Below are 26,906 nucleotides of genomic sequence, written 5' to 3'. Positions count from 1 at the left end.
CGCCACGGCGGCGGTCGCCCGGATCGTCCCGGCGGCGCCGCGCGCGGCGGGCGCTCCGGCCGCCGCGGGCGGCCCCGGGATCACCGGCGAACCCGGTGAACCCGGCGAAGCCGGGTCATAGCGACCGGCGACCCGTGAAACCCTAGGTGCCCGACGACGAACCCCCGGCGACCACGAGGACCGACCGTGACCCACCCGACCATGATCAATCTGGAGGCGCAGTGACCGTACGCCAGCCCCACCCGATCGAGGTCCGGTCCTACGAGATCCTGCGCTCGCGGGTCGACCTGTCGCCGATGCCGCCGCTGTGGCGGGCCGTCGCGGAGCGGGTGATCCACGCCACCGCCGACCTGGAGTACGCGGTGGACCTGGTCACCTCGGAGGACTTCCTCGTCCAGGGCTGGTCCGCGCTGCGCTCGGGCGCCCCGATCGTCACCGACGAGCACATGACCGCCGCCGGGATCAGCGCCCGCGAGACGGCCTGCCACGCCGACGACCCCGCCGCCGCGCGGATGGCGCGCGCCGCCGGGATCACCCGGCCGGCCGCCGCGGTCCGCATCGCCTACTCCGAGGTCGGGCCGGGCGCGGTCTGGGTGGTCGGGTCCGCGCCCGAGGCGATCTTCGAGATCATCGCGCGCCGGGTCCGGCCCGCGCTGGTCGTCGGCACGCCCGTCGGCTTCGTGGGCGCGGCCGAGGCGAAGGAGGCGCTGCGGGCCAGCGGGCTCCCGCAGCTCAGCAACGTCTCGGAGAAGGGCGGCCCGGCGGTCGCCGCCGCGGCCGTCAACGCGCTGCTCTACTACGAGCAGGCCCCGCAGCCCTTCGGTCAGGGCGCCCCCTCGCATGGCCAAGGCGCGCCCTCGCACGGCCAGGGCGCTCCGTCGTACGGGCAGGGCGCGCCGTCGTTCGAGCAGGGGGCGCCGTGATCGGGCACAGGCCGATGATCGCCGGACCCGACGACGGCGCCGACGAGGTCGACCTGCGCCACCACGGGGACGCCGAGGTCGGCGGCGGTCTCGCCGACTTCGCCGTGAACGTCCGCACCGGCATGCCGCCCGCGTGGCTCGCCGACCGGCTCCGCGCGTCCGTCGCCGACCTGGCCGGCTACCCCGACCCGCGCCCCGCCCGGCGGGCCGTCGCGCGGCGGCACGGCAGGGCCGCCGAGGAGGTGCTGCTCACCGCCGGCGCCGCCGAGGCGTTCGTGCTGCTGGCGCGCGTCCTGACGCCCCGCAAGGCGGTCGTGGTGCACCCGCAGTTCACCGAGCCGGAGGCGGCGCTGCGGTCCGCCGGGCACGCGGTGGAGCGGGTCGTCCTCGCCAAGGACTTCACCCTCGACCCGGCCGCCGTGCCGGACGACGCCGACCTCGTCGTGATCGGCAACCCGACCAACCCCACCTCGGTGCTGCACCCGGCCGCCGCGATCACCGCGCTGTCCCGGCCCGGCCGGACGGTCGTGGTGGACGAGGCGTTCATGGACTGCGTCCCGGGCGAGCCGGAGACCCTCGCGACCCGGCTGCCCGCCGGGATCGTGGTGATCCGCTCGCTGACCAAGACCTGGGGCCTCGCCGGGCTGCGCGCCGGATACCTGCTCGCCGACCCGTACCTGGTGAGCCGGCTGGCGGACGCGCAGCCGCTGTGGGCGGTGTCCACGCCCGCGCTGGTGGCGATCGAGGCGTGCTGCGAACCGGCCGCGATCGCCGAGGCGCGGGCATGGGCCGCCGACCTCGCCGCCGAACGCGACCGGCTGGCCGGCGAGCTGACCGCCCGGGGCCTGTACGTGGTGCCCGAGGCGCGCGCGTCGTTCCTGTGCCTGCGCGTGCCGGACGCGCTCGGCATCCGGGCGCTGCTGCGGCAGCGCGGCTACGCGGTCAGGCGCGGGGACACGTTCCCGGGCCTCGGCACCGACTGGCTGCGCATCGCCGTGCGCGACCGCGCGTCCAACGACGCACTGCTGGAGGTGCTCGGTGAGCTGGGAATCTGAGGGAGACGACGTGCCGGACAACGAAGCGGTCGGCGTGATCGAGGAGACGCTGGCCGCCATCGCACCGCCCGACCGGGCCGCGATGGACGAGGCCCGCGACCTGCAGGGCCGGCTGACCAAGCCGCCGGGGTCGCTCGGCGTGCTGGAGGAGGTCTCGGTCCGGCTCGCCGGGCTGGCGGGGCGGTGCCCGCCGCCGCTGCCCGAGCCCGCGGCCGTCGCCGTCTTCGCCGCCGACCACGGCGTGCACGCACAGGGCGTCACCCCCTGGCCACAAGAGGTCACCGCGCAGATGGTCGCGAACTTCGTGGCCGGCGGGGCGGTCGTCAACGCGTTCGCCAAGCAGGTCGGCGCCCGCGTCACCGTCGTGGACATCGGCGTCGCCGCGCCGCTGGAACCGGCGCCCGGCCTGCTCTCCCGCAAGATCGCGCCCGGCACCGCGGACATGACCGCCGGGCCCGCGATGACCGCGGACGAGGCCCGCCGCGCCGTCGCCACCGGCATCGAGGTGGCCCGCGAGCTGGCGGGCCGGGGCGCCCGCTGCCTGATCACCGGCGACATGGGCATCGCCAACACCACCGCGTCCGCCGCGCTGATCGCCGCCTTCACCGGCCTGCCGCCCGAGCGGGTCACCGGCCGCGGGACCGGCATCGACGACGCCACCCACGCCCGCAAGGTCGAGGTCGTGCGGACGGCCCTCGCCCGGCACGGCCTCCTCGACGGCGCGGGCTCCCGCGACCCGATGGACGTCCTGGCGGCCGTCGGCGGCTTCGAGCACGCCGGGATCGCCGGGTTCGTCCTCGGCGCGGCCGCGCTGCGCGTCCCGGTCGTGCTGGACGGGGTGATCGCCGGATCGGCGGCCCTCGCCGCCGCCGCGATGAGCCCCGACGCCCTCGCCGGCTGCGTCGCCGGGCACCGCTCCGCCGAGCCCGGCCACTCCGCCGCCGTCGATCATCTCGGGCTGCGCCCGCTCGTCGACCTGGAGCTGCGGCTCGGCGAGGGGACCGGCGCCCTGCTGGCGTTGCCGCTGGTCCAGGGCTCGGTACGGGTGCTGCACGAGGTCGCCACGTTCGACTCGGCCGGCGTCACCGAGAAGGAGGCGGCGCCCCGTAACGACCTGATCTCGGAATGAGTCACGCTCGGCTATCGAACGGCCGGAGCCCCTCTCCATGAACTCGCCAACCCGAGTACCTTTGTTCCGCAAAGACACTTGTCCGTCACCGGCGTCCGAAAGAATCACCACGTGCCCCCGTACCTGCTAGGTCTGCGCCTTCGAGGGCGACGCGTCCTCGTCGTCGGCGGCGGCCGGGTCGCGCAGCGCCGCGTCCCCGCGCTGCTGGACGCGGGCGCCGAGGTCGTCCTCGTCTCGCCCGAGGTGACCGCCTCGCTGCAGGGCCTCGCCGAGGCGGGCCGCATCGCCTGGCACGCCCGCCCCTACCGGCGCGGCGACTGCGCGGGCGCCTGGCTGGTGCAGGCCGTCACCGACGACGCCAAGGTCAACGGGGACGTCGTCGCCGACGCGGAGGCCGCCCGGATCTGGTCGGTGCGGGCCGACGACGCCGAGTCGTCCCCGGCCTGGACGCCCGCGAGCGGGCAGGCCGGCGACGCCACCGTCGGGGTGCTGCTCGGCGGCGACCCGCGCCGCGCCGCCGGCATCCGCGACGCCGTGGTGGACGGGCTCCGCGACGGCGCCCTGGAGTCCCGGCACTCCCGGCGCAAGCCGTCCGGCGTCGCGCTGGTCGGCGGCGGCCCCGGCGACCCGGGCCTGATCACCGTCCGCGGCCGGCAGCTGCTCGCGATGGCCGACGTCGTCGTCACCGACCGGCTCGCCCCCGGCGGGCTGCTGGACGAGCTGGCCGCCGACGTCGAGGTGATCGACGCCGCGAAGATCCCCTACGGCCGGACCGTCACCCAGGACAAGATCAACGACTACCTCGTCGAGCACGCGAAGCAGGGGAAGTTCGTCGTCCGGCTCAAGGGCGGCGACCCCTTCGTCTTCGGCCGCGGCGGCGAGGAGGCGCTGCACTGCGCCCGCAACGGCGTCCCGGTCACGGTGGTCCCCGGGATCAGCAGCTCGGTCGCGGTGCCGTCCGCGGCCGGCATCCCGGTGACCCACCGCGGCGTCGCGCAGGAGTTCCACGTCGTCTCCGCGCACGTCCCGCCGGGGCACCCCGAGTCCACCGTCGACTGGGAGGCGCTCGGCCGCGCCCACGGGACGCTCGTACTGCTCATGGCGGTGGAGCGGATGGCGCTCATCGCGCCCGCCCTGGTGCGCTATGGTCGGTCGTCCGACACGCCGGTCGCCGTCATCCAGGACGGCACCCTCCCGGGCCAGCGGACGCTGACCGCGACACTGGGCACCGTGGCCGACGAGATGGCCGCCGGCGGAGTCCGGCCCCCGGCGATCGTGGTCGTGGGCGACGTGGTCGACGTGGCGCGAGAGATCGACATGATTCGAGCCGACTTGGGACGGGATCCGTGACACCCCCCGCAGAGCGAAGCGCGGTCCACGACGAGGAGGCGGGCACCGGACGCGGAGGCGCGGACTCCGCGAAGCCCGCGTCCCGGAAAGCCATGCCCGAAGAGCACGCGCCGTCCGGCGCCGCGACGGTCCGGCAGGGCGAGCTGGTCAGAGCGCTGACCGCGCTGCGCGAGCAGCTCGGCGCCTTCGACTTCCTGCTCGACGTGCCCGGCGTCGAGGAGGCCCGCGAGGCCCGCGACGAGCTGCGCAACCAGCTCGACGACTACGTCCTGCCCCGCCTCCAGGCGGCCGGCGCGCCGATGCTGGTGGTGCTCGGCGGGTCGACGGGCGCGGGCAAGTCCACGCTGGTCAACACGCTCGTCGGGGCCCGCGTGAGCGCCACCGGCGTGCTCCGCCCCACCACCAGCAGCCCGATCCTGGTCTGCCATCCCGACCACGTGCAGTGGTTCATGGAGGGGCCGCTGCTGCCCGGGATGGGCCGCGTCCGCGGCCCGGCGCCCGACGCCATCGCAGGCGACCAGCTGGTCATCATCGCGAGCGAGGCCCTCCCGCCTGGCCTGGCGCTGCTCGACAGCCCCGACTTCGACTCGGTCTTCGAGGACCACTACGAGTTCGCCACCAAGCTGATGGCGGCCGCCGACCTGTGGCTGTGCGTCACCACCGCCGCCCGCTACGCCGACGCGCAGGTGTGGCAGATGCTCCAGCGCGCCAAGGAGAACGGCGCCACCATCGGCGTCGTGCTCTCCCGCGTCCCGCAGGGCGACGGCCCCGGCGGGCGCGCCGGATCGGTGGGGCAGGGCAGCTCCGACGTCGTCGAGCACTTCGGCGAGATGCTCGACGAGCACGAGGTCGGCGACGCCCGCCGCTTCACGATCCCCGAGACCCGGATCGAGGAGAGCCGGCTCCCCGAGGAGACCGTCGAGGACATCCGCGACTGGCTCATCGGCGTCGCCGAGGACGTCGAGGACCGCGAGGTCGTCATCAGCGACACCCTCGCCGCCGTCCTCGACAGCTTCCGCACCCGCGTCCCCGAACTGGCCCGCCAGGTCGAGGCGCAGGTCGAGCAGCGCGCCGAGCTCGCCCAGCAGGTCGAGGCCGCCTACGGCACCGCCCTCGCCGAACTCGACGAGGCCACCCGCAACGGCTCCCTGCTGCGCGGCGAGGTCCTCGCCCGCTGGCAGGACTTCGCCGGCACCGGCGACCTGCTGCGCGCCCTGCACGTCCAGCGCGCGCGCCGCGGCCGGGGCTCCAACCGGCGCCACCGCAGCCCCGCCCGTGTGCGCGCGCTCAAGGCCGCGCTGCGCAGCGGCCTCGAATCGCTGATCATGTCGACCGCCGAGCACGGCGCCGAGCAGGTCGTCGCCCGCTGGCGCGCCCACCCCGCCGGCGGCACGGTGCTCGCCGGGCGCGGCGACGAGATCGGGCACGTCTCCCCGGAGCTGTCGCGCCGCGTCACCCGGGCCGTCAGCGCCTGGCAGGACCACGTCCAGGAGCTGATCCGCACCGAGGGTGTGACCAAGCGCTCGGTCGCCAAGCTCGTCTCGTTCGACACCGAGGCGGTCTCCCTCGTCCTGATGATCGGACTGCTCGGCTACGGCACCTCCGACGTGGCCGTCGAGGGCGGCAACAGCGCCGTCCCGCAGCGGCTGCTGAAGGCGCTGTTCGGCGCCGAGTCGCTGCGCGGCATGGGTGCCAAGGCCCGCGCCGACCTGCGCAGCCGCATCGGGATGCTGTTCGACGAGGAGGCCATCCGGTTCGGGCAGGTGCTCGACGGCGCCGGCCTCCCCGACGAGACCGTCCCCGTCCAGCTGTACCAGGCCACCTACAACCTCGAGGTCGCCCGATGACCACCTCGGCCCTGCCCGCCGGCTCGCCGACGAGCCCCGGCGGCATCCCGGTCCCCGCCACGGACGTCCCCGGCGCGCCCCCGGCGGTGCCCGCCGAGCGCGCCGAGCCCGCCGCCCCCACCCTCACCGACCGGCTCAACGGCCTGGACCGCCTCGTCGAGGCCGGCACCGGACGGCTGGACCGGCCGCTCCTCGACGACGCCGGAGCGCTGCTCGACCGGGCCGGGCAGCGGCTGCGGCTGTCCGGCGAGCACACCGTCGTCACCCTCGCCGGCGGCACCGGCAGCGGCAAGTCCTCGCTGTTCAACGCCATCTGCGGGCTGGAGCTCTCGCCCACCGGCATGCGCCGCCCCATGACCTCCAAGGCGCACGCCTGCGTCTGGGGCCTCGACGGCGCCGGCCCCCTGCTGGACTGGCTCGACGTCGACAAGCGGCACCGCTACGCCCGCGCCAGCGCCCTCGACCTGGAGCGCGCCGACAGCTCCCTGCAGGGCCTCGTCCTGCTCGACCTGCCCGACCACGACTCCATCCAGGCCATGCACCGCGCCGAGGTCGACCGGTTCGTGGCGATCGCCGACCTGCTCGTCTGGGTCGTCGACCCGCAGAAGTACGCCGACGCCGCCCTGCACCGCAACTACATCGTCCCGTTCGCCCGGTACGCCGGCGTCACGCTGATCGTCCTCAACCAGGTCGACCGGCTCGCCCCCGACGAGATCGACGACTGCGTCGCCGACCTGCGCCGCCTCCTGGAGGCCGAGGGCCTCGCCCAGCCGCGCATCATCACCACCTCCGCCGTCGCCGAGGACGGCGTGCACGGCTTCCGCGACGTCCTCGTCGACACCGTCGCCGCCCGCCGGGCCCGCAGCGAGCGCCTCGCCGCCGACGTCGACCGGATCGCCGAGCGCTTCGCCGAGCACCGCTTCGACGCCGAGCCCCCCACCGGCGTCGACGAGGGCCGCCGCACCGAACTCGTCCAGGCCCTCACCGACGCCGCCGGCGCGCCCGCCGTCGCCGAGGCCATGGAGAGCGCCTACGAGCTGCGCGCCGCCGACTTCGTCGGCTGGCCCGTCAGCGCCCTGATCACCCGGCTCCGCTCGGACCCGCTGCGCCGGATGCGCCTCACCGAGCTGCGCGAGGAGCTCCGCAACGCCTTCACCGGCCCCATCGGCGCCCAGCAGGGCGACGTGGACAACGCCCTGGCCGGCGTCACCGACGGCATCACCGGCGAGCTGCCCGTGCACTGGGCCCGCTCCGTCCGCGCCGCCGCCCGCTCGCACGCCACCGAGATCCCCGAGGCGCTCGGCGAGTCCCTCAAGGAGGCGCTGCCCACCTTCAACCAGGTGCCGCGCTGGTGGTGGCTGGTCAAGACCTGGCAGTACTTCCTGATCCTGGTCGCCGTCCTCAGCGTCGTCTGGATCGGCGTCCTGGTCGCCTACGGCGTGCTCAAGGTCGGCGGGGACGACCCGAGCGGCCTCATCGGCCGGTCGGGGCTCATCCCGTACGTCGCCGTCCTGGTCGTCTGCACCCTCGGCATGGGCTGGCTCACCTCGTCCGCCTGCCGCAACCTCGTCGCGCTCTCCTCCGCCAAGCACGGCGACAAGATGGAAGAGCACATGCGCGAGGGCATCGAGCGCGTCGCCCGCGACAAGGTCCTCGAACCCGTCGCCGCCGACCTGCGCGTCTACGCGGGCTTCCGACACGACGTGGACGTCGCCTTGGGCCGCCCGCCCGCGTAGTTATCCACATTTCCCGCAGGGCTGTCGCGGACGGTGACGGCTCGGGCACCGTTGGTTCCGTAAGTCGCGAACCAACGGAGGACCCGTGAACGAAGCGCACGTCACCGTCATCGGCTGGACCGCCGCCGAGCCCTACTACACCGTCACCGGCAACGGCACGCCGTTCCTGTCCCTGCGGGTCGGGTGCACGCCCCGCCGCTACGACCGCGAGGCCGGCTCCTGGCAGGACCTCGACACCATGTTCCTGACCGTCAACTGCTGGCGCGGCCTCGCCGACAACGTCAACGCCTCCGACTTCCGGCGCGGCACGCCCGTCCTGGTCACCGGCCGGCTCCGCGTCCGCCAGTACGAGCGCGACGGCCAGTGGCGGTTCTCCGCCGAGGTCGAGGCCAACACCGTCGGCCACGACCTGGGCCGGGGGACCGCCGACTTCCGCCCCGTCCAGCGGGGCGGCGCCCTCACCGACGAGGACCGCCAGGCCGCCCGCGACGCCGCCGACCAGTGGGCCCTGACGGCCCCGCCCGACGCCGAAGGCGGGATCCCCGCCGAACCCGCCCCACAAGCCGCCTGACCAGACCGGCGATCAGTACCCAGGCGTCGGTCGGCCTCGGCGAAACGGAAAGCCACCGCAGCACCGCCCCAAAAGCTCATAAGAGCGAGGCATCGATTCGACGAGGGTGGCGATGCGTGAAGGCGCCCATGCGATGAGTGAGGTGAAGTATGCGCGATGCGGCGGCGGGCGCCTGGGCGTCCGGGATTCGGGGTACCGGACTTGAGCGGACGGGGGCGGGGCCGGCAGATCGATCGCTGCCGGTCTTCGCCCCCGCACCGTCGGGGTCCTGCGGCCCGCCTAGATCCAGGAAACGCCGCGCATGGTGTTGCCCCCCTCAGGATGTGCCGAAGTCCGCCGATCCGCGGCCTCCTCTGCATGGTGCCCAGAACGGTCACCAGCATGTGCCCTACCGAAGGTACCTGTTTCCCGCCCGTTCCGCACACGTTGCAACTATCGTGTTACACAACGTGATGCGTGTAAGGGGGAAGGATGACGGCAGTGCAGTCGTCCGCCGAGGACCGGGGCGGGGAACTCACCCGCGTGCCCCGCCGCCGATCGCTTCTGGGGCGTCCGTCCCTGCTCGTGGTCTATGTGCCGGCGGTCGTCGCCGTCCATCTGGGGTTGATCGTCGCCCTGCTGTTCCGCACGCCCTTCCGGCTCCACGACCTGGCGACCTTCGCGGCGCTGCTGGCGTGCGGCGCGGTCTGCATCGAGGCCACCCGCCGCCTCGGCATGCCGGCGGGGGTGGCGCGGGACCTGCTGTCGGCCTGGTGGCTGCCCGTGGCGCTGCTGCTGCCGCCGCTGTACGCGCTGCTGATCCCGATCCCCCTGCAGGCGCTCCTGCAGTTCCGGGTGCGCCGGACCCTGGTCTACCGGAGGGGCCTGGTCGCCTCGGCGCTCGGCATAGCCGGAGCATGCGCCTCGCTGGTGTTCCACGTGGTGGTGCCGCACCCGCTGGCAGGCGCACCGCAATGGGTGGTGGAGGCGTATCCGGGCATCCCGGCGGCGGTGGGGTGCGCGGCGCTGTTCACCATCGTGAACACGGCGCTGGTCGCGGTGGCCGCGCACGCCGCCAACCCGGAGAGCCGCTGGCGGGACGTCCTCTGGACGCGCGAGAGCCTGCTGCTGGACGTGGTCGAGCTGTGCGTCGGCATCCTCGTCGCGATCACGAGCGCGCTGACGCTCGGGCTGCTGGTGCTGGCGCTGCCGCCGGTGATGCTGCTGCAGCGCAGCCTGATGCACCAGCAGCTGCAGGCCGCCGCGCGCACCGACGCCAAGACCGGCCTGCTGAACGCGGCGGCCTGGCAGCGGGAGGCCGACACCGAGCTGTCCCGGGCCCAGCGCACCCACGACGCCCTCGCGCTGCTGCTGATCGACATCGACCACTTCAAACGGGTGAACGACACCCACGGCCACCTGATCGGCGACCAGGTGCTCGTCGGCGTGGCCAGCACCCTCTGCCACCAGCTGCGCGACTACGACGTGGTGGGCCGGTTCGGCGGCGAGGAGTTCGTGGTCCTGCTGCCGGGCGCCGACACCGTCGAGGCGTGCCGGGTGGCCGAGCGCCTGCGCGGCCGCGTCCGCCGCCTCGCCGTCCCCGCGGAGGAGGGCACCGTCACGGTCACGGTCTCGGTCGGCGTCGCGCTCTTCCGCACCCACGGCGAAGATCTCATCGAACTGCTCGCAGCCGCCGACCTCGCCCTCTACCGCGCCAAGGAATCCGGCCGCGACCGCGTCTGCCTCCCCGCCGTAGACACCCCCCGCCCCGACGACACCTGATCCCAACCCCCCGCCCCCCGGGCCCCAAGCCCCCGGCTCCTCACCGCCCAACCCTTACCGCCCAGCCCCCCACCGACCAGCCCCCCACCGACCAGCCCCCCACCGACCAGCCCCCCACCGACCAGCCCCCCACCTACTCGGTCCCACCTACCAGCGCCTGCGGGTCTGCGTCTGCGGGTCTGCGCTAGCCGGGCCTCTAATCCGGCCCCGCCTATTCGGCCGGTTGCAGCTCTGGATCGCGGACGGGAGTCTCGGGCCACCCCCCCGGCCGACGCCCCCTCCATGGCTCTCGTGTGTCTGGCGCTGCGTGCCTGGCTTGGCCGGGCCCTGCCGGTTGCGGCTCCTGGATCGCGGGTGCCGACCCCCGCTGCTGTCACGGCGATCGAGGACGACCGGCTGGCCGTGCGGCGACACCGGATTCTCTAGACCCGGCTATTCGGCGCCGCCTGCCGGTGCTCGCCTGCTTCGCCCGCTCGCGCCTGCCAACCTGTGCTTGTTGGCCTGCGCTTGTCTTGGCTCCTCGCGGCGGTTGGTGGCGTCCCGGCGGATTCTTCTTGGGCGGTGGTGGCGGGGTTTTGGGGCTTTCGGGGCGAGATCGTTTGGGGGTTTGCGGGGGCTGGTTCTGTTGGCCTGGGTTCCTGGCCTTGGTGGTGAGGCGGGGGTGGGCTTGGGGGCCGTGGTTCGCCGCGGCGGGCCGGGGCAAGGGGCGGGAGGGCGACGAAATGGTGGCGGCGACCCCCTAGTCTTGAAACATGGCCGAGTACATCTACACGATGCAGCGTGTGCGCAAAGCACATGGCGACAAGGTCGTCCTGGACGACGTCACCCTGCATTTCCTTCCAGGCGCCAAGATCGGCGTTCTGGGGCCGAACGGCACCGGTAAGTCGACGCTGCTGCGCATGATGGCCGGTCTGGAACAGCCGTCCAACGGCGACGCGCGCCTGATGCCGGGCTTCACCGTCGGCATGCTGCAGCAGGAGCCGCCGCTGAACGAGGAGAAGACCGTCCTCGGGAACGTCGAGGAGGGCGTCGCCGAGACCAAGGCGATGGTCGACCGGTTCAACGAGATCGCCGAGAAGATGGCGACGGACTACTCCGACGAGCTGATGGAGGAGATGGGCAAGCTGCAGGAGCAGCTCGACCATCGCAACGCCTGGGACCTCGACAGCCAGCTCGAGCAGGCGATGGACGCGCTGCGCTGCCCGCCCGGCGACGCCGAGGTCAGCAAGCTGTCCGGAGGCGAGCGGCGCCGGGTCGCGCTGTGCAAGCTGCTGCTGGAGGCGCCCGACCTACTGCTGCTGGACGAGCCCACCAACCACCTGGACGCCGAGAGCGTGCAGTGGCTGGAGCAGTTCCTCGCCAAGTACGAGGGCACCGTCCTGGCCGTCACCCACGACCGGTACTTCCTGGACAACGTCGCGACGTGGATCCTGGAGCTCGACCGCGGCCGCTGCTACCCCTACGAGGGCAACTACTCCACCTACCTGGAGAAGAAGGCCGACCGGCTGAAGGTCGAGGGCAACAAGGACGCCAAGCGCAAGAAGCGCCTGCAGGACGAGCTGGAGTGGGTCCGCTCGAACCCGAAGGCGCGGCAGACGAAGAGCAAGGCGCGTCTGGAGCGCTACGAGGAGATGGCGGCCGAGGCGGCCAAGACCCGGAAGCTGGACTTCGAGGAGATCCAGATCCCGCCGGGCCCGCGCCTGGGCAACACCGTGATCGTCGCGGACAAGCTGGGCAAGGGGTTCGGCGACCGGGCCCTGATGGACGACCTGTCGTTCAACCTGCCGCCGAACGGCATCGTCGGCGTCATCGGCCCGAACGGCGTCGGCAAGACCACCCTGTTCCGCATGATCGTGGGGGAGGAGCAGCCGGACAGCGGCGAGCTGCGGCTCGGCGAGACCGTCAAGATCTCCTACGTGGACCAGGGCCGCGGCGGCCTCGACCCGAAGAAGACCGTGTGGCAGGCCGTCTCCGACGGCCTCGACCACATCAACGTCGGGCAGGTCGAGATGCCGTCCCGCGCGTACGTGGCGGCGTTCGGCTTCAAGGGCCCCGACCAGCAGAAGCCGACGGGCGTCCTGTCCGGCGGTGAGCGCAACCGGCTGAACCTGGCGCTGACCCTGAAGCTGGGCGGCAACGTCCTGCTGCTGGACGAGCCGACCAACGACCTCGACACCGAGACGCTGTCCAGCCTGGAGAACGCGCTGCTGGAGTTCCCCGGCTGCGCCGTGATCACCTCGCACGACCGGTGGTTCCTGGACCGCATCGCCACGCACATCCTGGCGTGGGAGGAGGGCTCGAACTGGTTCTGGTTCGAGGGTAACTTCGCCGACTACGAGAAGAACAAGATCGAGCGGCTGGGCGCCGACGCCGCCCGCCCGCACCGGGTGACGCACCGCAAGCTCACCCGCGACTGATCGGCTGATCGGCGGCGAACGGCCGCGCGGGCACCCGGGTGCCGGCGCGGCCGTTCGGCTGTCCGCCGGGGGCGGCGGCGCCGATTGATTCAGCCCGAGCATCGGACGATGCGCAAACAGTGTTGGACGGGTATCACCGCAGGCTCCTATCGTCCCTGAGGTGGAGTCGACGGGGGCAGCCGGGAGGTCGGGACGACGATGAGCACGCCCAGGATCACGGAGATGCGGGTCGTGCCGGTCGCCGGGCGCGACGGCATGCTGCTCAACCTCAGCGGCGCGCACGCGCCGTTCTTCACCCGCAACCTGCTGCTGCTCACCGACGAGTCGGGCGCCACCGGCGTCGGCGAGGTCCCGGGCGGCGAGGCCATCCGGCGGACGCTGGAGGACGCGCGGGAACTGGTCGTGGGACGCCGGATCGGCCGGTCCGACGAGGTGCTCAACGGTGTGCGCGCCGCGTTCGGCCACCTGGACGCCGGCGGGCGCGGCCCGCAGACGCACGACACGAGGGTCGCCGTCCACGCGCTGACCGCGATCGAGTCGTGCCTGCTCGACCTGATGGGCCGGCACCTGGACGTGCCCGTGGCGGCGCTGCTGGGCGACGGCGTCCAGCGCGCGCGGGTCCCGGTCCTCGGCTACCTGTTCTATGTCGGCGACCGGCGCCGGACCGACCTGCCCTACCCGGAGCCGGAGGACGGTGCGGACCGGTGGCTGCGCGTCCGGTACGAGGAGGCGCTGACGCCGGAGGCGATCGTCCGGCAGGCGGAGGCGGCGCGGGACCGGTACGGGTTCGCCGACTTCAAGCTGAAGGGCGGGGTGCTGCCGCCCGACGAGGAGGCGGACGCGGTGCGGGCGCTGGCCGTCCGGTTCCCGTCCGCGCGGATCACCCTCGACCCGAACGGCGCGTGGCCGCTGGAGGAGGCCGTCCGGATCGGCCGGGACCTGTCCGATGTGCTGGCCTACGCCGAGGACCCGTGCGGCGCCGAGCGCGGCTACTCGGGACGCGAGACGATGGCGGAGTTCCGGCGGGCGACCGGGCTGCGGACCGCCACCAACATGATCGCGACGGACTGGCGGGAGCTGGGGCACGCGATCCGGCTGGACGCGGTCGACATCCCGCTCGCCGACCCGCACTTCTGGACGATGCGCGGCTCGGTGCGCGTCGCGCAGCTCTGCCAGGCGTGGGGTCTGACCTGGGGCTCGCACTCCAACAACCACTTCGACGTGTCGCTGGCGATGTTCACGCACGTGGCGGCCGCCGCGCCCGGCGACATCACGGCGATCGACACGCACTGGATCTGGCAGGACGGGCAGCGCCTCACCCGGGACCCGCTGCGGATCGAGGGCGGCGAGGTCGCGCTGCCGGACGCGCCGGGGCTCGGCGTGGAGATCGACGAGGAGCGCGTCGAGGCGGCGCACCGGCTGTACGTCGAGCACGGCCTCGGCGACCGCGACGACGCGGCGGCGATGCGGTACCTCGTACCGGGCTGGACGTTCGACCCGAAGCGCCCCTGCCTGGTGCGGGACGCCCCGGCCTGACAGGGCCGCCTGAGCCGCCCGCCCAGGACGGCCCTCCGAGGTGGTGGCCGGGGCGGGCACCGGGGGCTTGGCCGCCGGCCGGTACCATCGGGCCGACCGGTGGAGACCCCCGTCCCCGGACCCCAGGCACCCGACCCCCAGGCGAGGACATGCAGCAGACCGACCTGCCCGCGGCCGAGTACCGGCACGTCTACGAGTTCTACATCCGGTTCGGGGACATCGACTCCCAGGGCCATGTGAACAACGTCAAGTTCCTCGGCTACCTCGAGGACGCGCGCCTGGAGATGTTCCACGGCGACCCGGTGCGCAAGGGCGAGCAGCCGGTCCGGGGCATGGTGATCTCCCGGCACGAGATCGACTACCGGCTGCCGCTGCTGCCGACCGTCTACCCGATCCGCGTCGAGACGTGGGTGACGGAGGCGCGCGCCGCGTCGTTCAAGCTGGCCTACGAGGTGCGCGACGACGAGAACGTGTACGCGACCGCCACCTCGACGCTCGTCGCGTTCGACGTGGAGGCCAACCGGCTGCGCCGCTTCACGCCGGAGGAGCGCGAGTTCATCGGACGGTACGTCGTCCCCGCGGAGTGACTCCCGCCGCCCGTCCCCAGCCGCATGCGCGAGGCCCGCGGCCGTTCGCGTGATGACCATGGCGTCACGGATAAATAACAAGCGCAACAGCAATCCGCTTTCGCCGCACATATCCCTCTAGGGTCGCGTCGCGAAATGTGGCGAACCCACGTGGAAGGGACGAAATGCGGCGCATCTCACGAGGAGCGATCGCCCTGCTGCTCGCCGCGGGCATGGCCGGCACCGGCGCCACCGCGGCGCAGGCGGCGACCCCCGCGACGGCGGGCAGGGCGGCTCAGCCGGACGACATCCTCGCCCGGCTCAAGGCCATCCCCGGCATGCAGGTGACGGAGAAGACCTCGACGATCCCCGGCTACCGCTGGTTCTGGCTCGAGTACCGGCAGCCCGTCGACCACCGCAACCCGAACGGGCAGTGGTTCGAGCAGCGGATCATGCTCCAGCACAAGTCGGCGGACCGCCCGATGGTGCTCTACACCAGCGGCTACGACACCCCCGAGACCATGTTCACCGCCGAGCCGACCGCGCTCGTCGACGGCAACCAGATCTCCGTGGAGTACCGCTACTTCACCCCGTCCCGGCCCGAGCCCGCGGACTGGAAGAAGGACACGATCTGGCAGGCCGCCACCGACGAGCACCGGATCGTCGGCGCGCTCAAGACGATCTACAAGGGCAAGTGGATCTCGACGGGCGCCAGCAAGGGCGGCATGACCGTCGTCTACCACAAGCGCTTCTACCCCCGCGACGTCGACGGCAGCGTCGTGTACGTGGCGCCCAACGACGTCGACAACAACTCCGACGGCGCCTACGACAAGTTCTTCAAGACCGTCGGCACCGACCCCGGGTGCCGCACCCACGTGGAGGCGCTCGCCCGCGAGTTCCTCAAGCGCCGCCCCGCCATGCTCGAACGGTTCAAGGCCGCGGCCGCCCAGAACGGCTGGACGTTCGACATCCTGCGCACCCCGGACCGCGCGTTCGAGAACTCCGTCATGGACTACGTGTGGGGCTTCTGGCAGTACCACCTGCAGTCGGACTGCGCCTCACTGCCCGCCGTGAACGCCTCGGACGACGACCTCTACAAGACGCTCGACGACATCTCCGGGCTGTCGTTCTACACCGACCAGGGCCTCGCCCCCTACATCCCGTACTACTACCAGGCGGGCACCCAGCTCGGCTGGCCGTCGCCGAAGTTCAAGTACCTGCGCCCCCTGCTGCGGTACGAGAGCAGCTACCAGCCGCGCACCTACGTCCCGCGCGACATCCCGATGCGCTTCGACGGCGGTAAGGCGATGCGCGACATCGACGGCTGGGTGAAGCGGCACGCCGACCACATGCTGTTCCTCTACGGCCAGAACGACCCGTGGGGGGCCGAGCCGTTCCGCCTCGGAAACGGCAGCCGCGACTCCGCCGTGTACGTCGCCCCCGGCATGAACCACAGCGGTCGCCTCATCGCGCACCTGCCCGACGCGCAGCAGGCCGAGGCGAAGGCCGACGTGCTGCGCTGGGCCGGCGTCCAGGCCCAGGCCAAGACCCTCACCACCGGCCCGTCCGCCGACGACCCGCTCCAGCTCCAGCGCCCGCCGATGTAGCTGTGCCCTCCCAGGGGGGCGACCCCCTGGAACCCCCGTCAACGGTCGACCAGGCTGTTTCCCGCTCCGCTAGCGCTCCGCGCGAAACAGCCTGGTCGACCGGCGGGCACGCCCGCTCCACTCGCTAGCGCTCGCTCCGCGTGCCTGCCCGTTTTGCCCAGGAGGGCGACCCCCTGGAACCCCCCGTTGCGACGGAGGGGCTGTTTCCCCGCTCCGCTGGCGCTCCGCGGGGAAACAGCCCCTCCGTCGTCGGGCACGCCCGCTCCACTCGCTGGCGCTCGCTCCGCGTGCCTGCCCGTGAGGGTGCTGACGCGGCAAACCCTCTCTGGCATCACCGCTCCGCCCGCCGGCCCTCGCTCCGCATGCCTGGCCGTGAGGGCTGGCCCGGAAAGCGCCTCCCTGGAACCCCTGGCTCCGCACGCCTGTCCGTGCGGGCATTGCCCCGGGGGGTGTCCCTCTGAAATCGCCGTTCCACGCGCTAGCTGACGGTCTAGTCGCGTGCCTGCCTGAGTGGGTTGGTCAGAGGGCGAGCCCCTAGAAGGGGCGGAAGCCTGAGGTGTCGCGCGAGCGCGTTATCTGAGCGGTGGGGGCGAAGCCGAAGGCGAGCCCCCACCGCGAAGCTCGCGAAGCGAGGTCGCGCTCGCCCAAGACCGGTCAGCGGCCGAGCCGCTAGGCGAGGCTGCTGGGCCGGGATTGCAACCAGGCTGCGGCGTTGCCGGGGAGGAGGTCGCCGTACATCGGCATGGTCGTCAGCAGCGTCCGCCCGGGTGGGAGCCGGACGGGGTTCTCGCCGCAGTTGACCGCGCAGGTCAGCGGTCCGCGGGTGAAGAAGACGGCGGTCTCGGGGGATTCGAGCCACTCCAGTTCCTCGGGCAGCTCTTCCAGCAGTTCGCGGCGCTGCGCCAGTGCCTGCCGGTAGAACGCCAGCATCGAGGACGGCTCGGCCGCCTGCGCCTCCGCCGTCAGTGACGCCCATCCCGCCGGCATCGGCAGCCAGGGGCGGACGCCGTCGGGGGAGAAGCCGTACGGTTCCGCCGTCCCGGACCAGGGGATCGGCACGCGGCAGCCGTCCCGTCCGGGCTGGCTGCCGCCGCTGCGCTTCCAGATCGGGTCCTGGCGGGCGTCGTCGGGCAGGTCCCGGACCTCCGGGAGGCCCAGTTCCTCGCCCTGGTACAGGTACGCCGACCCCGGCAGCGCCAGCAGCATCAGCAGGGCCGCCTTCGCGCGCGCGTACTCCATCCCGGGCACGCCGCCCGGCCGCTCGTAGCGGGTGAGGTGGCGGACGGAGTCGTGGCTGGACAGTACCCAGGTGGGGGCCGCGCCGGTCGGCGCGACGGCCTTCAGCGCCGCCTCCACCACGTCGCGGAACGCCGGCGCCGACCACGGCGCCAGTTGCAGGTCGAACTGGAACACCTGGTGCAGCTCGTCCGGACGCAGGTAGAGCGCGAGGTCCTCCGGGCCGTCGGTCCACACCTCGCCGATCGCCATCCGGTCGTCGCCGTACCCCTCCAGGATGCGGCGCCAGCGCCGGTAGATCTCGTGGACCTCGGGACGGCTGTAGATCGGCCCGTTCGCGACCCGGCGGCCGCGGCCGTTCAGGTCGCCGAGGGAGGCGTCCTTGACGAGCCCGGCGGCGACGTCGATGCGGAAGCCGTCCACGCCCCGGTCCAGCCAGAACCGCAGGACGTCCTCGAACTCGGCCCGCACCTCCGGGTTGCGCCAGTTGAAGTCCGGCTGCTCGGCGGCGTAGAGGTGCAGGTACCACTCCCCGTCGGGGACGCGCGTCCACGCCGGCCCGCCGAACGCGGACGGCCAGTCGTTCGGCGGATCCACCTCGTCGGGATTCTCCCCTGGCCTTCCGGCGCGGAAAATGTAGCGGTCCCGTTCCGGGGATCCCGGCGGTGACGCCAGCGCCTCCTGGAACCACCGGTGCCGGTCGGACGAGTGGTTCGGCACGATGTCCACGATCAGCTTGAGGCCGTGCGCGTGGGCGTCCGCCACCAGCGCGTCGAAGTCCGCCAGCGTGCCGAACCGGGGGTCGACGTCCCGGTAGTCGGCCACGTCGTAGCCGCCGTCCGCGAGCGGCGAGGTGTAGAACGGCGTCAGCCACAGCGCGTCCACGCCCAGGTCGCGCAGGTACGGCAGCCGCGACCTGATCCCCTGGAGATCGCCCTCGCCGTTCCCGTCGGAGTCGGCGAAGCTGCGGACGTAGACCTCGTAAACGACGGCGTTGCGCCACCAGGGGGTTCGCGTCATGTACAGCGATCTACCCGCTCAGGAGGGCGCGTTCACCATGCTTCGCGCGGCCATCGTGAAGTAGTCCCAGAGCATCTTCTCCAGTTGCTCGGGAAGTTCCAGTTCGTCCACCGCGACCCGCATGTGCTTCAGCCACGCGTCCCGCTCGGCCTCGCCGATGACGAAGGGGACGTGCCGCATCCTCAACCGGGGGTGGCCCCGCCGCTGGCTGTAGGTGTTGGGGCCGCCCCAGTACTGGATGAGGAAGAGCCGGAGCCGCTCCTCGGCGGGGCCGAGGTCCTCCTCCGGGTAGAGGGCGCGAAGGTCGGGGTCTTCAGCGACACCCTGGTAGAAGCGGTGCACCAGCCGGTGGAAGGTCTCCTCGCCGCCGACCGCTTCGTAGAAGGTCACCTGTTCAGTCATGGCGCTGCCCACCCTATGCGATCGGCGGCCCGGTGATCAGCCGCACGGACGGGCCCGCGGCCGCGGGCGGTCAGGTCGTCGCCGGGGTGGCGACCGCCACGCCCGCGTCGTCGAACGCGTTCTTCACCCGTTCGCGCAGCTCCCGGGCGATCTCGCCCTGCTTGCCGGGCGCGGTCTTGAGCACCACCCGGATCACGAGCGCGTCGCCGGCGAGCGCCTGCACGCCCCACACCGACGGCTTCTCCAGGATCATGTCCTCCCAGCCGGGGGAGGCCGCCAGCTCGTCCGCCGTGGTCTGCAGGATCTCCTTGACCTTCTCGGTGTCCTCGCGGATGTCGACCGGGATGTCCAGGACGGCGCGGCCCCAGTTCTGCGACTCGTTCCCGACCTTCTTGATCTCGCCGTTCGGCACGTACCAGACGACGCCGTTGACGTCGCGCATCCGGGTGACCCGCAGGGTGACGGCCTCGACCGTCCCCTTGGCCGAGCCCACGTCGATGAAGTCGCCGACGCCGTACTGGTCCTCCAGGAGCATGAACAGCCCGGCGAGGAAGTCCTTGACGATGTTCTGCGCGCCGAAGCCGACCGCCACGCCGATCACGCTCGCGCTGGCCAGGATCGGGGCGAGGTTCAGGCCGAGCGAGCCGAGGATGCTGAACGCCGCCGTCCCCATGATCACGATGGACGAGACCGAGCGCAGCACCGAGCCGAGCGTCTTGGCGCGCTGCGCCCGCCGCTGGTTCAGCAGCGCGGGGCTGCCCTCGAAGACCGTCCGGGACCGCTCCTTGACCTTCTCGGACATGGTGCCCTCGGACATCCGCACCGTCACCTTGGTGATCATCCGGTGCGCGATGTTCCGCACGACGAGCGCGAACGCGAAGGTGAGGATGATCGACAGGACGGTGCCGAGGGGCTTGTCGAGCCACGTGGCGTAGAAGTGGGTGAAGTCGGTGCTGTGGGAGACGTTCCAGACCAGCCGGCAGCCCGTGCTCGGCGTCTGGTCGCGGCAGGCCGCCTCCGGCGTGCCGTCCTGTGCCCAGGGCAGCAGCGACTGCGCATCCACCAACATCTCGGGCAGACCCTCCCCGGCCTTTGTGGGTGTCTCGACACCACGCCGTGGACCTGCGGCGGGTACGAGCCCGATCGTAGGGGACGGTAACGACCGGTTCGTACTCCGCTGGCTATGTGTCTTGACAAGGCCGGGGAGGGACTGTTCCGGCGAGCGTGCCCCGCGTGGTCCGCGGCTGCCGCGCCGTTCCGGCCACGGCCGCGCGGGGCACGCCCGGCTCTAGGGGCGGCCCGCCGGCCGCATCGCGCGGGCGGGCCGCTGATCGAGGGGCTGCAGGACGTGCGCGAGCTTCCCGGCGGCGCCGTCCACGTCGTCGGCGCGGTGCATGCGCTCGCCCCAGGACCACCAGAAGTAGTGCTCGTGGGACCCGGGGGCGGGCGCGCAGGTGACGTCCTCGGCCAGGCTCGCCGCGGCCGGGTTCACCACCCGCAGGAACGCCGGGCCCGAGCGGGTCCGGACCACGCGGGCGACCAGTCCGCGGGCGCCGAGCTCGCGCTCCAGCGCCCGGAGATGGCCGACGCGTCCGTCGCTGACCACCTGCGTTCCCCCTCCCTCGGCCGTGCCCGGCGCCGCTGCGCCGGTGCGCTCCTGTACCGCCGGTTCCTGCGTTGACGTGTGCATCGCCGATCCCTCGTCGCCGGCCCCGGCGTGCGCGGCGCGTGACCGCGCGGCGCCGGGACGGCCGGCAAATGATCAACCCTCTGGATCCGTACTGTCGCTCCCGGTGAGAATTGCAACTCTCACAGTGCTGGGTCAAGGGAGTCACTGTCCGGCGAAGTACCGGATTACCCCACCTCAGAGGAAGCTTCACACCCCCCGGAGGAAGAATCTCTACCCTGGGGTGTCAGGACGCATCCGAAGCCCCCGTCTTTCTCCGGAACCGCTTGGCCCGTCCCGCCGTGAGGGTTACGCTGCGTGCGCGAGAGATTATCTGTCGTGGCCATCTATTGACCGGTCGCCGTGGCCTGGACGACCGCCCTTCCCCCGGAGGGGCGCCGTTCCGGCCCGACGGTGAGGAGGCCGGAATCGATGTCGGACCCCCCTCGGAAAGAAACGGACGTGGCTCGCCGGATCCGCGCGCACGCTCTGGCCCGAGGGCGCAGCCCGCAGGAGATCGCGCACGAGATCCACGAGCAGTGCGGCCCCCTGTTCGGCACCAGCCGGGTCAAGGCGCATCGCCTGGCCCACGGGGTCGCGCTGTCCGACATCGTGGCCCAGGTCAGGGCCCTGTACGAGGTCGACGGCAAGCCGCCGCCCCGGCTCGGGGAGACGCTGCTGTCGGCCTATGAGAGCGGGTACAAAAGACCCGGTCCCGAGTATCTGCACTACCTGTGCGCCGTGTACCGCGTCGAGCCCGATCAGCTCGACTACAAGAGCCCCTGCATCTGCGGCCGGGGACACGCCGTGCGGCCGGGGGCCGCCACGGTGCCGCAGCCGCGGGCGCCGGAACGGCACGCCGCACAGCAGCCCGACGTACCGCTCGTCGGGTCGATCATCCCCAGGGCGGAGGACCGCCACTGGGTGGACGTCAACGACCTACGGGGCCCCGACCGCGCCGACGGCCCCCTGTCCATTGATGTGGGAGAGGAGGACATCGTGCTTCGTAGGACCCTTCTGCAACTGCTGGCCGGAGCGGGCGTGGCGCTCGACGGTCAGTTCCTTGGGGCGGTCGACAACCTTCGGCGCAAGATGGACGACACGCTGGTCGGCGCGACGGTCTCGCCGACCATGCTCGACCAATGGGAGGAGACCACCTACGGCTACGGCCGGCAGTACCAGGCGACGCCGTCGCTGCGGATGCTGTGCGACGTGCTGCTGGACTTCAGCGAGGTGCGGCGCATGTGCGACAAGCGGCAGCCGGTCGAGCTGCAGGAGCGGCTGTGCCGGATCGCGGCGCAGCTCTCCGGGCTGTCCGGGCTGATCATGATCAATCTGGGCGACCACCGGCTGGCCCGCTCGTTCTTCCGGACCGCGCGCACCGCGGCCGACGAGACCGGCGACCGCCAGCTGCGCGCCTGGGTGACCGTCCGCGAGTCGCTCGTCCCGATGTACTACGGCGACCCCCGCGAGGCGCTGCACCTGGCGCGCAAGGCGCAGGACCTGGCCGGCCGCACCCCCGGTGTGGCGGCGGCCATGGCGCCCGCGGTGGAGGCCCGCGCGCTCGGCATGCTGGCGTTGCGCGGACGCGGCGACGCCGCGCCCAGCGCTCGCCGGGCGCTCGTGCGCGGGCGCTCGGTGTTCGACCAATTGTCCAAGACCGACACGAACGACCTGGTCTTCGGCTTCACCGACCGGCAGATGGCCTTCTATGAGGGCGACACGTTCACCAATCTCGGCGACCACAAGCACGGCGACGAGGTGCTGAGCCACGCGCTGACGCTGTACGCGCCGACCGACCGCGTCGACCTGACTCTCGTGCGCCTCGACCGGGCGATGTGCAGGTTCCACGCCGGGAACCCGGACGCGGCGCTGGCCGGCGGCCAGGAGGCGATCCTCGACCTGCCCCCCGACCACCGGTCCGACATCCTGGTGCACCGGGCCCGCCAGATCGGCGCCGCCGTGCAGGCCAAGCACGGCGAGATCCCCGGGCTGCGGGAGTTCCGCGAGGCGCTCGCGGGGCCCTGGGTCACCAGTCCCACCAAGGAACCGGCCCCCACCGGGGAGCGGCCCCCCGTCCCCCCGAGCGAGCAGGTCTGACCGGGGATGGGAACGCCTGACAGCGCCTCCTGGCAGGACGGTTCCGCGCCCGGAGCGGAACCCGCGGGCCCGGAGGACGGGCCCGCGCCGACCCCGGGCCCCGAGGCCGGGCCCTCCGCGCCGTCCACCGCGGATCCTCGTCCCCGCCGCCGCGCCCTGGTGCGGCTGCAGGACGATCCCCCCGTCTGGAGCTTCGGCGAACTGCGGCTGCGCCGCTACCGGGCCTCCGACCACGCCACCGTCCTCGCCCTGCACCGCGAGGGCCTGGCGCAGGTGGGCCTGCGGCCCGGCGACGGCGTCTACTACGACCACGACTTCTTCCGGATGGAGGACATCTACCTGCGCAATGACGGCGAGTTCCTCGTCGGCGAGGTGGACGGGCAGATCGTCGCCATGGGCGGTCTGCGGCGCGCCGACCTCGTTCCCGGGGGCCGGGCACGGGCGTTCGGCGGCTACGCGCCGGGCGCCTCCGTGCTCGACGCGGTGGAGATGGTGCGGTTGCGGGTGCGGCCGGCCGCGCAGCGGCGCGGCTACGGAGCCGCCGTCGTCTCCGCGCTGGAGGAACGCGCCGCGGAGTACGGGTACCGGATCCTGCGCGGCGACACGACCGAGCTGCAGGCCCCGGCGCTCGCCCTGTACCGCAAGTTCGGCTGGAGGGAGACGCGCCGCGAGGTGATCGGCGGCATCGTCAACATCTACATCGAGAAGGAACTCCGCTGAGGACACCCGAGCCGCGGGACGGCGCGCCGGCGGCGCGGCGCGGCGCGCGAGCGCCCGCGGCTCGGGGCGTGTTCACGCCCCACCGGTAGGAGGGGGCGCGGAGGCTCAGGCGGCCGGGAGGGTCCCGCCCACCAGCTGCATGAGGGGGTAGCGGTGCCGGCGGACGCCGGTGAACCCGCGGTCGGCGAGCGCCCCGGTGATCTCCCGGTCGCCGAACACCGTGTACCCGGTGGCGCGGCGGATCAGCTCGCCGCCGACCCTGGACGCGCGCAGTGGCGTCAGCCGCCGCGAGGTGAGGATGATCAACCGGCCGCCCGGGCGCAGTACCCGGGTCATCCCGTCGACGGCCGTCCACGGGTCGTCGAACAGGTACAGGGCCCCGAAGCAGCAGACGGCGTCGAACGTCGCGTCGCGGAACGGCAGGTCGACGGCGTTGCCGCGGACGTAGCAGACGCCGCCGCCGGGCGGGGTGTCGGCCTCGGCGCGGGCCAGCATGGTGGCGGAGGCGTCCAGCCCGACGACGAGACCGTCCTCGCCGACCCCTTCGGCGAGCGCGCGGGTCACGTTGCCCGGCCCGCACGCCACGTCCAGCACGGTCGCGGCCGGACGGCCGGCCTCGCCCGGCTGCCCGAGCCCCAGCCAGTCGCGGGCCGTGGCCTGCTCGGCGGCCGTGTCGGGGCCGAGCGGCCAGCCCTTGGCCAGGTTGAACCCGACGGGCCGCCAGACCTTCTCGTAGATCCGCGGCAGGAACGTCGACTCCATGACGGACTGGGCGAGCGACGGCGCCCGGTCCTCGGCGGGACCGAGCAGGTCGAGGTAGCCGGCCGACAGGTCCGGCTCGGCGGGCGGCTCGCGCAGGAGCCCCAGCACCCGGTCCACCGCGGACGGACTGCGCACCATCGACACGTTCACCCCCTTATTAGATCACCCGTCAATTTCTCCCCGCCAGGCGCGGCGGCTGTGACCCGGCCCACGCCCCCAAGCCCGCCGCCCGGTGTCTCAGCCCGCCGCCCGGTGCCTCGGCTCACGCCCGTCCGCCGGTGTCTCCGCCCGGTACCTCCGCCCCCGTGTCAGGCCAGGTCGAGGCCGGTCTGCGCGGCCATGAAGCCGAGGGTGTCGGCCATCAGGTCCACGGACCGGCTGACGGACCGCGCGGCGTGCCCGACCTCCGACTCGTTGCGCAGCAGGATCGGCGCGTCCGACGCCGTCGCGTGCTGGAGCGCCGCGCACAGCTTGCGGGCGTGCAGCGGGTCCACGCGGGTGTCGCTGCCGAACGTGGTGAACAGCGTCGCCGGGTACGCCGTCCCCGGGTGGACGTGGTGGTACGGCGAGTAGCCGATCAGCCAGCCGAACTCCACCGGGTCGTCCGCCGTCCCGTACTCGTCGTTCCATGTCTGGCCGAGCCCGAACCGCTCGTAGCGGACCATGTCCAGCAGCGGCGCCGAGCAGACCACCGCCCGGTACAGGTCGGGACGCTGGGTGAGCGCGGCCCCGACGAGCAGCCCGCCGTTGGACCCGCCGGAGATCGCGAGCTGCGCCGGGGTGGTCAGGCCGTCGGCGATCAGCTTCTCGGCGGCGGCGTGGAAGTCGTCGAACACGTTCTGCTTGCGCTCCCGCATGCCCGCGCGGTGCCACTCCTCGCCCTCCTCGGAGCCGCCGCGCAGGTTCGCGATCGCGTAGACGCCGCCGGCCTCCACCCAGGCCAGGATGCTCGCCGAGTACGAGGGCGTCAGCGAGATGTTGAAGCCGCCGTAGCCGTACAGGATCGCCGGGCGCGGGCCGGACGCGCCCGGACGGGACGCCACCAGCATCCGCACCTCGGTACCGTCCGCGGACGTGTACGTCACCTGCCGGGTCTCGATCTCGGGGACCTCCACGCTGCCCGGCGCGTTCGCCCACAGGCTCGTCTCCCCGGTCCGGGCGTCGTAGCGGAGCACCGACGACGGCGTGATGTTGTCGGTGTAGCCGAACCACGCCTCGTGGCCGCCCTCGGGCCGCTCGACGATCCCGCCGATCGAGCCGAGCCCCGGCGTCGGGACCGTGCCGAGCCGCTCGCCGGACGCCAGGTCGTGCACGGTGATCTCGCTGATCGCGTGCCGCGTCCAGCCGGCGAGCAGGACCGGCGACTCCAGATCGTCGAGGACGGCGTAGTCGGTGAGGACGGCCTCGGGGTCCTGCGGGACCAGGTCCCGCCACGACTCGTACGACGGGTCGGACGGGTCGGTCACGCACAGCCGGGACCGCGGCGCGTCCCGGTCGGTGAAGACGTAGGCGCGCCCGTCCCGTCCCACGTGCAGCCACGTCTCGGCGTCGACGCCGACCTGCACCGGCCGCAGCTCGGGGCGTTCGAGCGGTGAGGCCGACAGGTCCGCCAGCCACAGGTCGTTGCGCGGCGCGGTGCCCTGCGAGGCCGACACCGTCAGCCACCGCCCGTCGCGGCTGACGCCGACGCCGTAGTAGTTGGTCTTGTCCATCCCCTCGCCGAAGATCAGGACGTCGTCGGTCTCCGGTTCGGCGCCGACCCGGTGCAGGTAGACGCGCCGGTGGTACTGCTCCTCGCCCTCCGGGACGGACCGCGCGGGCAGCCGCCGGACGTAGTAGAACGCCTCGCCGCCGGGCAGCCAGGCGATGCCGGACGACCGGGTCCGGTCGATCGGCCCCTCGACCCGCTCGCCGGTGGCGACGTCGATCACGAACAGCAGCGACTCCTCGTCCCCGCCCGTCGAGATCTTGTACGCCAGCAGCCGGCCCTCCTTGTCGGGCTGCCAGCCGTCCAGCGTCGTCGTGCCGGCCGGGTCGAGCGCCATCGGGTCGACCAGGACCCGCTCGGAGCCGTCCGGGTCGACGGTGTAGAGCACGGGGTGCTCCTGCTCGGCGGTCCGCCGGGTGAAGAACCGCCGGTCGCCGCGCCAGACCGGGGAGCCGACGCTGCCCGCGCCGAGCAGTTCCCCGAGCCGGCGGCGCAGCCGCTCGCGGCCCGGGTACGCGTCGGTGACCTTGTGGAACAGCTCGTCCTGCGCGGCGAGCCATTCCCGGGTCTCGTCGCTCTCCGCGTCCTCCAGCCACCGGTACGGGTCGGCGACCCGGTGGCCGTGGATGTCCTCGACGATGTCCTGGCGCCGCGCGGGCGGATAAGGCGTTCCGGTCATCCAGCCTCCTCCGTGGACCCGCCTTCGGGCGGGGGGTGAAAACAATGCTCGTGCCGAGCACGGCGGGAAGGCGGATCGCCGCCCGGCGAGCCGTTGCGCGACAGGGCCGAATCGA

20 protein-coding genes are annotated in these 26,906 nt (G+C 73.0%); 14 read left to right on the top strand and 6 right to left on the bottom strand.

Annotation, left to right across the window (positions count from 1 at the left end; all coding sequences use genetic code 11):
* Positions 1–221 precede the first annotated feature (221 nt).
* From amrb99_RS34705 to amrb99_RS34650, 12 genes are all read left to right on the top strand, one after another.
* Positions 222–923, top strand: coding sequence for a precorrin-8X methylmutase (locus amrb99_RS34705; RefSeq protein WP_190864241.1), 702 nt, complete (start codon positions 222–224; stop codon positions 921–923).
* Positions 924–937: 14 nt separating this feature from the next.
* A complete protein-coding gene (gene cobC / locus amrb99_RS34700) occupies positions 938–1,978 on the top strand; it encodes an Rv2231c family pyridoxal phosphate-dependent protein CobC (protein ID WP_190864256.1) in 1,041 nt (346 codons plus the stop codon).
* 10 nt (positions 1,979–1,988) lie between these two features.
* Positions 1,989–3,107 carry a nicotinate-nucleotide--dimethylbenzimidazole phosphoribosyltransferase gene (gene cobT / locus amrb99_RS34695; RefSeq protein ID WP_347256973.1) on the top strand — a complete coding sequence of 373 codons (1,119 nt, stop codon included), beginning with the start codon at positions 1,989–1,991 and terminating at the stop codon, positions 3,105–3,107.
* 111 nt (positions 3,108–3,218) lie between these two features.
* On the top strand, positions 3,219–4,457 hold the full coding sequence (gene cobA / locus amrb99_RS34690) for a uroporphyrinogen-III C-methyltransferase (protein WP_190864239.1): 1,239 nt from the start codon (positions 3,219–3,221) through the stop codon (positions 4,455–4,457).
* Positions 4,454–6,304, top strand: a complete 1,851-nt coding sequence (locus amrb99_RS34685) for an AAA family ATPase (RefSeq protein ID WP_347256972.1) — start codon at positions 4,454–4,456, stop codon at positions 6,302–6,304. Before cobA ends, amrb99_RS34685 begins: the two co-directional genes overlap by 4 nt.
* Complete coding sequence (locus amrb99_RS34680; RefSeq protein ID WP_241756197.1) at positions 6,301–8,040, top strand: ABC transporter; 1,740 nt, start codon at positions 6,301–6,303, stop codon at positions 8,038–8,040. Before amrb99_RS34685 ends, amrb99_RS34680 begins: the two co-directional genes overlap by 4 nt.
* A gap of 85 nt (positions 8,041–8,125) precedes the next feature.
* Complete coding sequence (locus amrb99_RS34675; protein WP_190864236.1) at positions 8,126–8,611, top strand: single-stranded DNA-binding protein; 486 nt, start codon at positions 8,126–8,128, stop codon at positions 8,609–8,611.
* A 471-nt stretch (positions 8,612–9,082) separates the two neighbouring features.
* Positions 9,083–10,372, top strand: a complete 1,290-nt coding sequence (locus tag amrb99_RS34670) for a GGDEF domain-containing protein (protein ID WP_190864234.1) — start codon at positions 9,083–9,085, stop codon at positions 10,370–10,372.
* A gap of 752 nt (positions 10,373–11,124) precedes the next feature.
* Positions 11,125–12,789, top strand: coding sequence for an energy-dependent translational throttle protein EttA (gene ettA / locus amrb99_RS34665; protein ID WP_190864232.1), 1,665 nt, complete (start codon positions 11,125–11,127; stop codon positions 12,787–12,789).
* Positions 12,790–12,987: 198 nt separating this feature from the next.
* Positions 12,988–14,325 carry an enolase C-terminal domain-like protein gene (locus amrb99_RS34660; RefSeq protein ID WP_190864230.1) on the top strand — a complete coding sequence of 446 codons (1,338 nt, stop codon included), beginning with the start codon at positions 12,988–12,990 and terminating at the stop codon, positions 14,323–14,325.
* Between the two features lie 149 nt (positions 14,326–14,474).
* Positions 14,475–14,912: a thioesterase family protein gene (locus amrb99_RS34655; protein ID WP_190864228.1), complete on the top strand. Its 438-nt coding sequence runs from the start codon at positions 14,475–14,477 to the stop codon at positions 14,910–14,912.
* Between the two features lie 164 nt (positions 14,913–15,076).
* A complete protein-coding gene (locus tag amrb99_RS34650; RefSeq protein ID WP_190864226.1) occupies positions 15,077–16,498 on the top strand; it encodes a S28 family serine protease in 1,422 nt (473 codons plus the stop codon).
* 669 nt (positions 16,499–17,167) lie between these two features.
* Here amrb99_RS34650 and amrb99_RS34645 read toward each other — a convergent pair.
* The 4 genes from amrb99_RS34645 to amrb99_RS34630 form a co-directional block, all read right to left on the bottom strand.
* On the bottom strand, positions 17,168–18,754 hold the full coding sequence (locus amrb99_RS34645; RefSeq protein ID WP_190864224.1) for a glycoside hydrolase family 13 protein: 1,587 nt from the start codon (positions 18,752–18,754) through the stop codon (positions 17,168–17,170).
* An 18-nt stretch (positions 18,755–18,772) separates the two neighbouring features.
* Complete coding sequence (locus tag amrb99_RS34640) at positions 18,773–19,156, bottom strand: globin (protein WP_151541436.1); 384 nt, start codon at positions 19,154–19,156, stop codon at positions 18,773–18,775.
* A gap of 70 nt (positions 19,157–19,226) precedes the next feature.
* The gene (locus amrb99_RS34635; RefSeq protein ID WP_190864221.1) at positions 19,227–20,225 is read right to left on the bottom strand and encodes a mechanosensitive ion channel family protein; all 999 of its coding nucleotides are present in this window, start codon (positions 20,223–20,225) and stop codon (positions 19,227–19,229) included.
* Between the two features lie 219 nt (positions 20,226–20,444).
* Positions 20,445–20,846 (bottom strand): hypothetical protein, encoded by a 402-nt coding sequence (locus amrb99_RS34630; protein ID WP_241756196.1) that lies wholly within the window; start codon positions 20,844–20,846, stop codon positions 20,445–20,447.
* A 438-nt stretch (positions 20,847–21,284) separates the two neighbouring features.
* Between amrb99_RS34630 and amrb99_RS34625 the strand changes: the two genes are divergently transcribed.
* Positions 21,285–22,922 carry an XRE family transcriptional regulator gene (locus tag amrb99_RS34625; protein WP_347256971.1) on the top strand — a complete coding sequence of 546 codons (1,638 nt, stop codon included), beginning with the start codon at positions 21,285–21,287 and terminating at the stop codon, positions 22,920–22,922.
* A gap of 6 nt (positions 22,923–22,928) precedes the next feature.
* Positions 22,929–23,642, top strand: a complete 714-nt coding sequence (locus amrb99_RS34620) for a GNAT family N-acetyltransferase (protein WP_190864219.1) — start codon at positions 22,929–22,931, stop codon at positions 23,640–23,642.
* A gap of 105 nt (positions 23,643–23,747) precedes the next feature.
* On the opposite strand, the gene amrb99_RS34615 is transcribed toward amrb99_RS34620, so the two are convergent.
* Together amrb99_RS34615 and amrb99_RS34610 are read right to left on the bottom strand one after the other, a co-directional pair.
* On the bottom strand, positions 23,748–24,554 hold the full coding sequence (locus tag amrb99_RS34615) for a methyltransferase domain-containing protein (RefSeq protein ID WP_347256970.1): 807 nt from the start codon (positions 24,552–24,554) through the stop codon (positions 23,748–23,750).
* Between the two features lie 158 nt (positions 24,555–24,712).
* Positions 24,713–26,791, bottom strand: a complete 2,079-nt coding sequence (locus tag amrb99_RS34610) for a prolyl oligopeptidase family serine peptidase (protein ID WP_190864217.1) — start codon at positions 26,789–26,791, stop codon at positions 24,713–24,715.
* Positions 26,792–26,906 lie beyond the last annotated feature (115 nt).

It is taken from the genome of Actinomadura sp. RB99, assembly GCF_014706005.1.
Lineage (GTDB): Bacteria > Actinomycetota > Actinomycetes > Streptosporangiales > Streptosporangiaceae > Spirillospora.
Note: the sequence above shows the minus strand (reverse complement) of the source record. Positions and strands in the feature narration are given on the sequence as shown.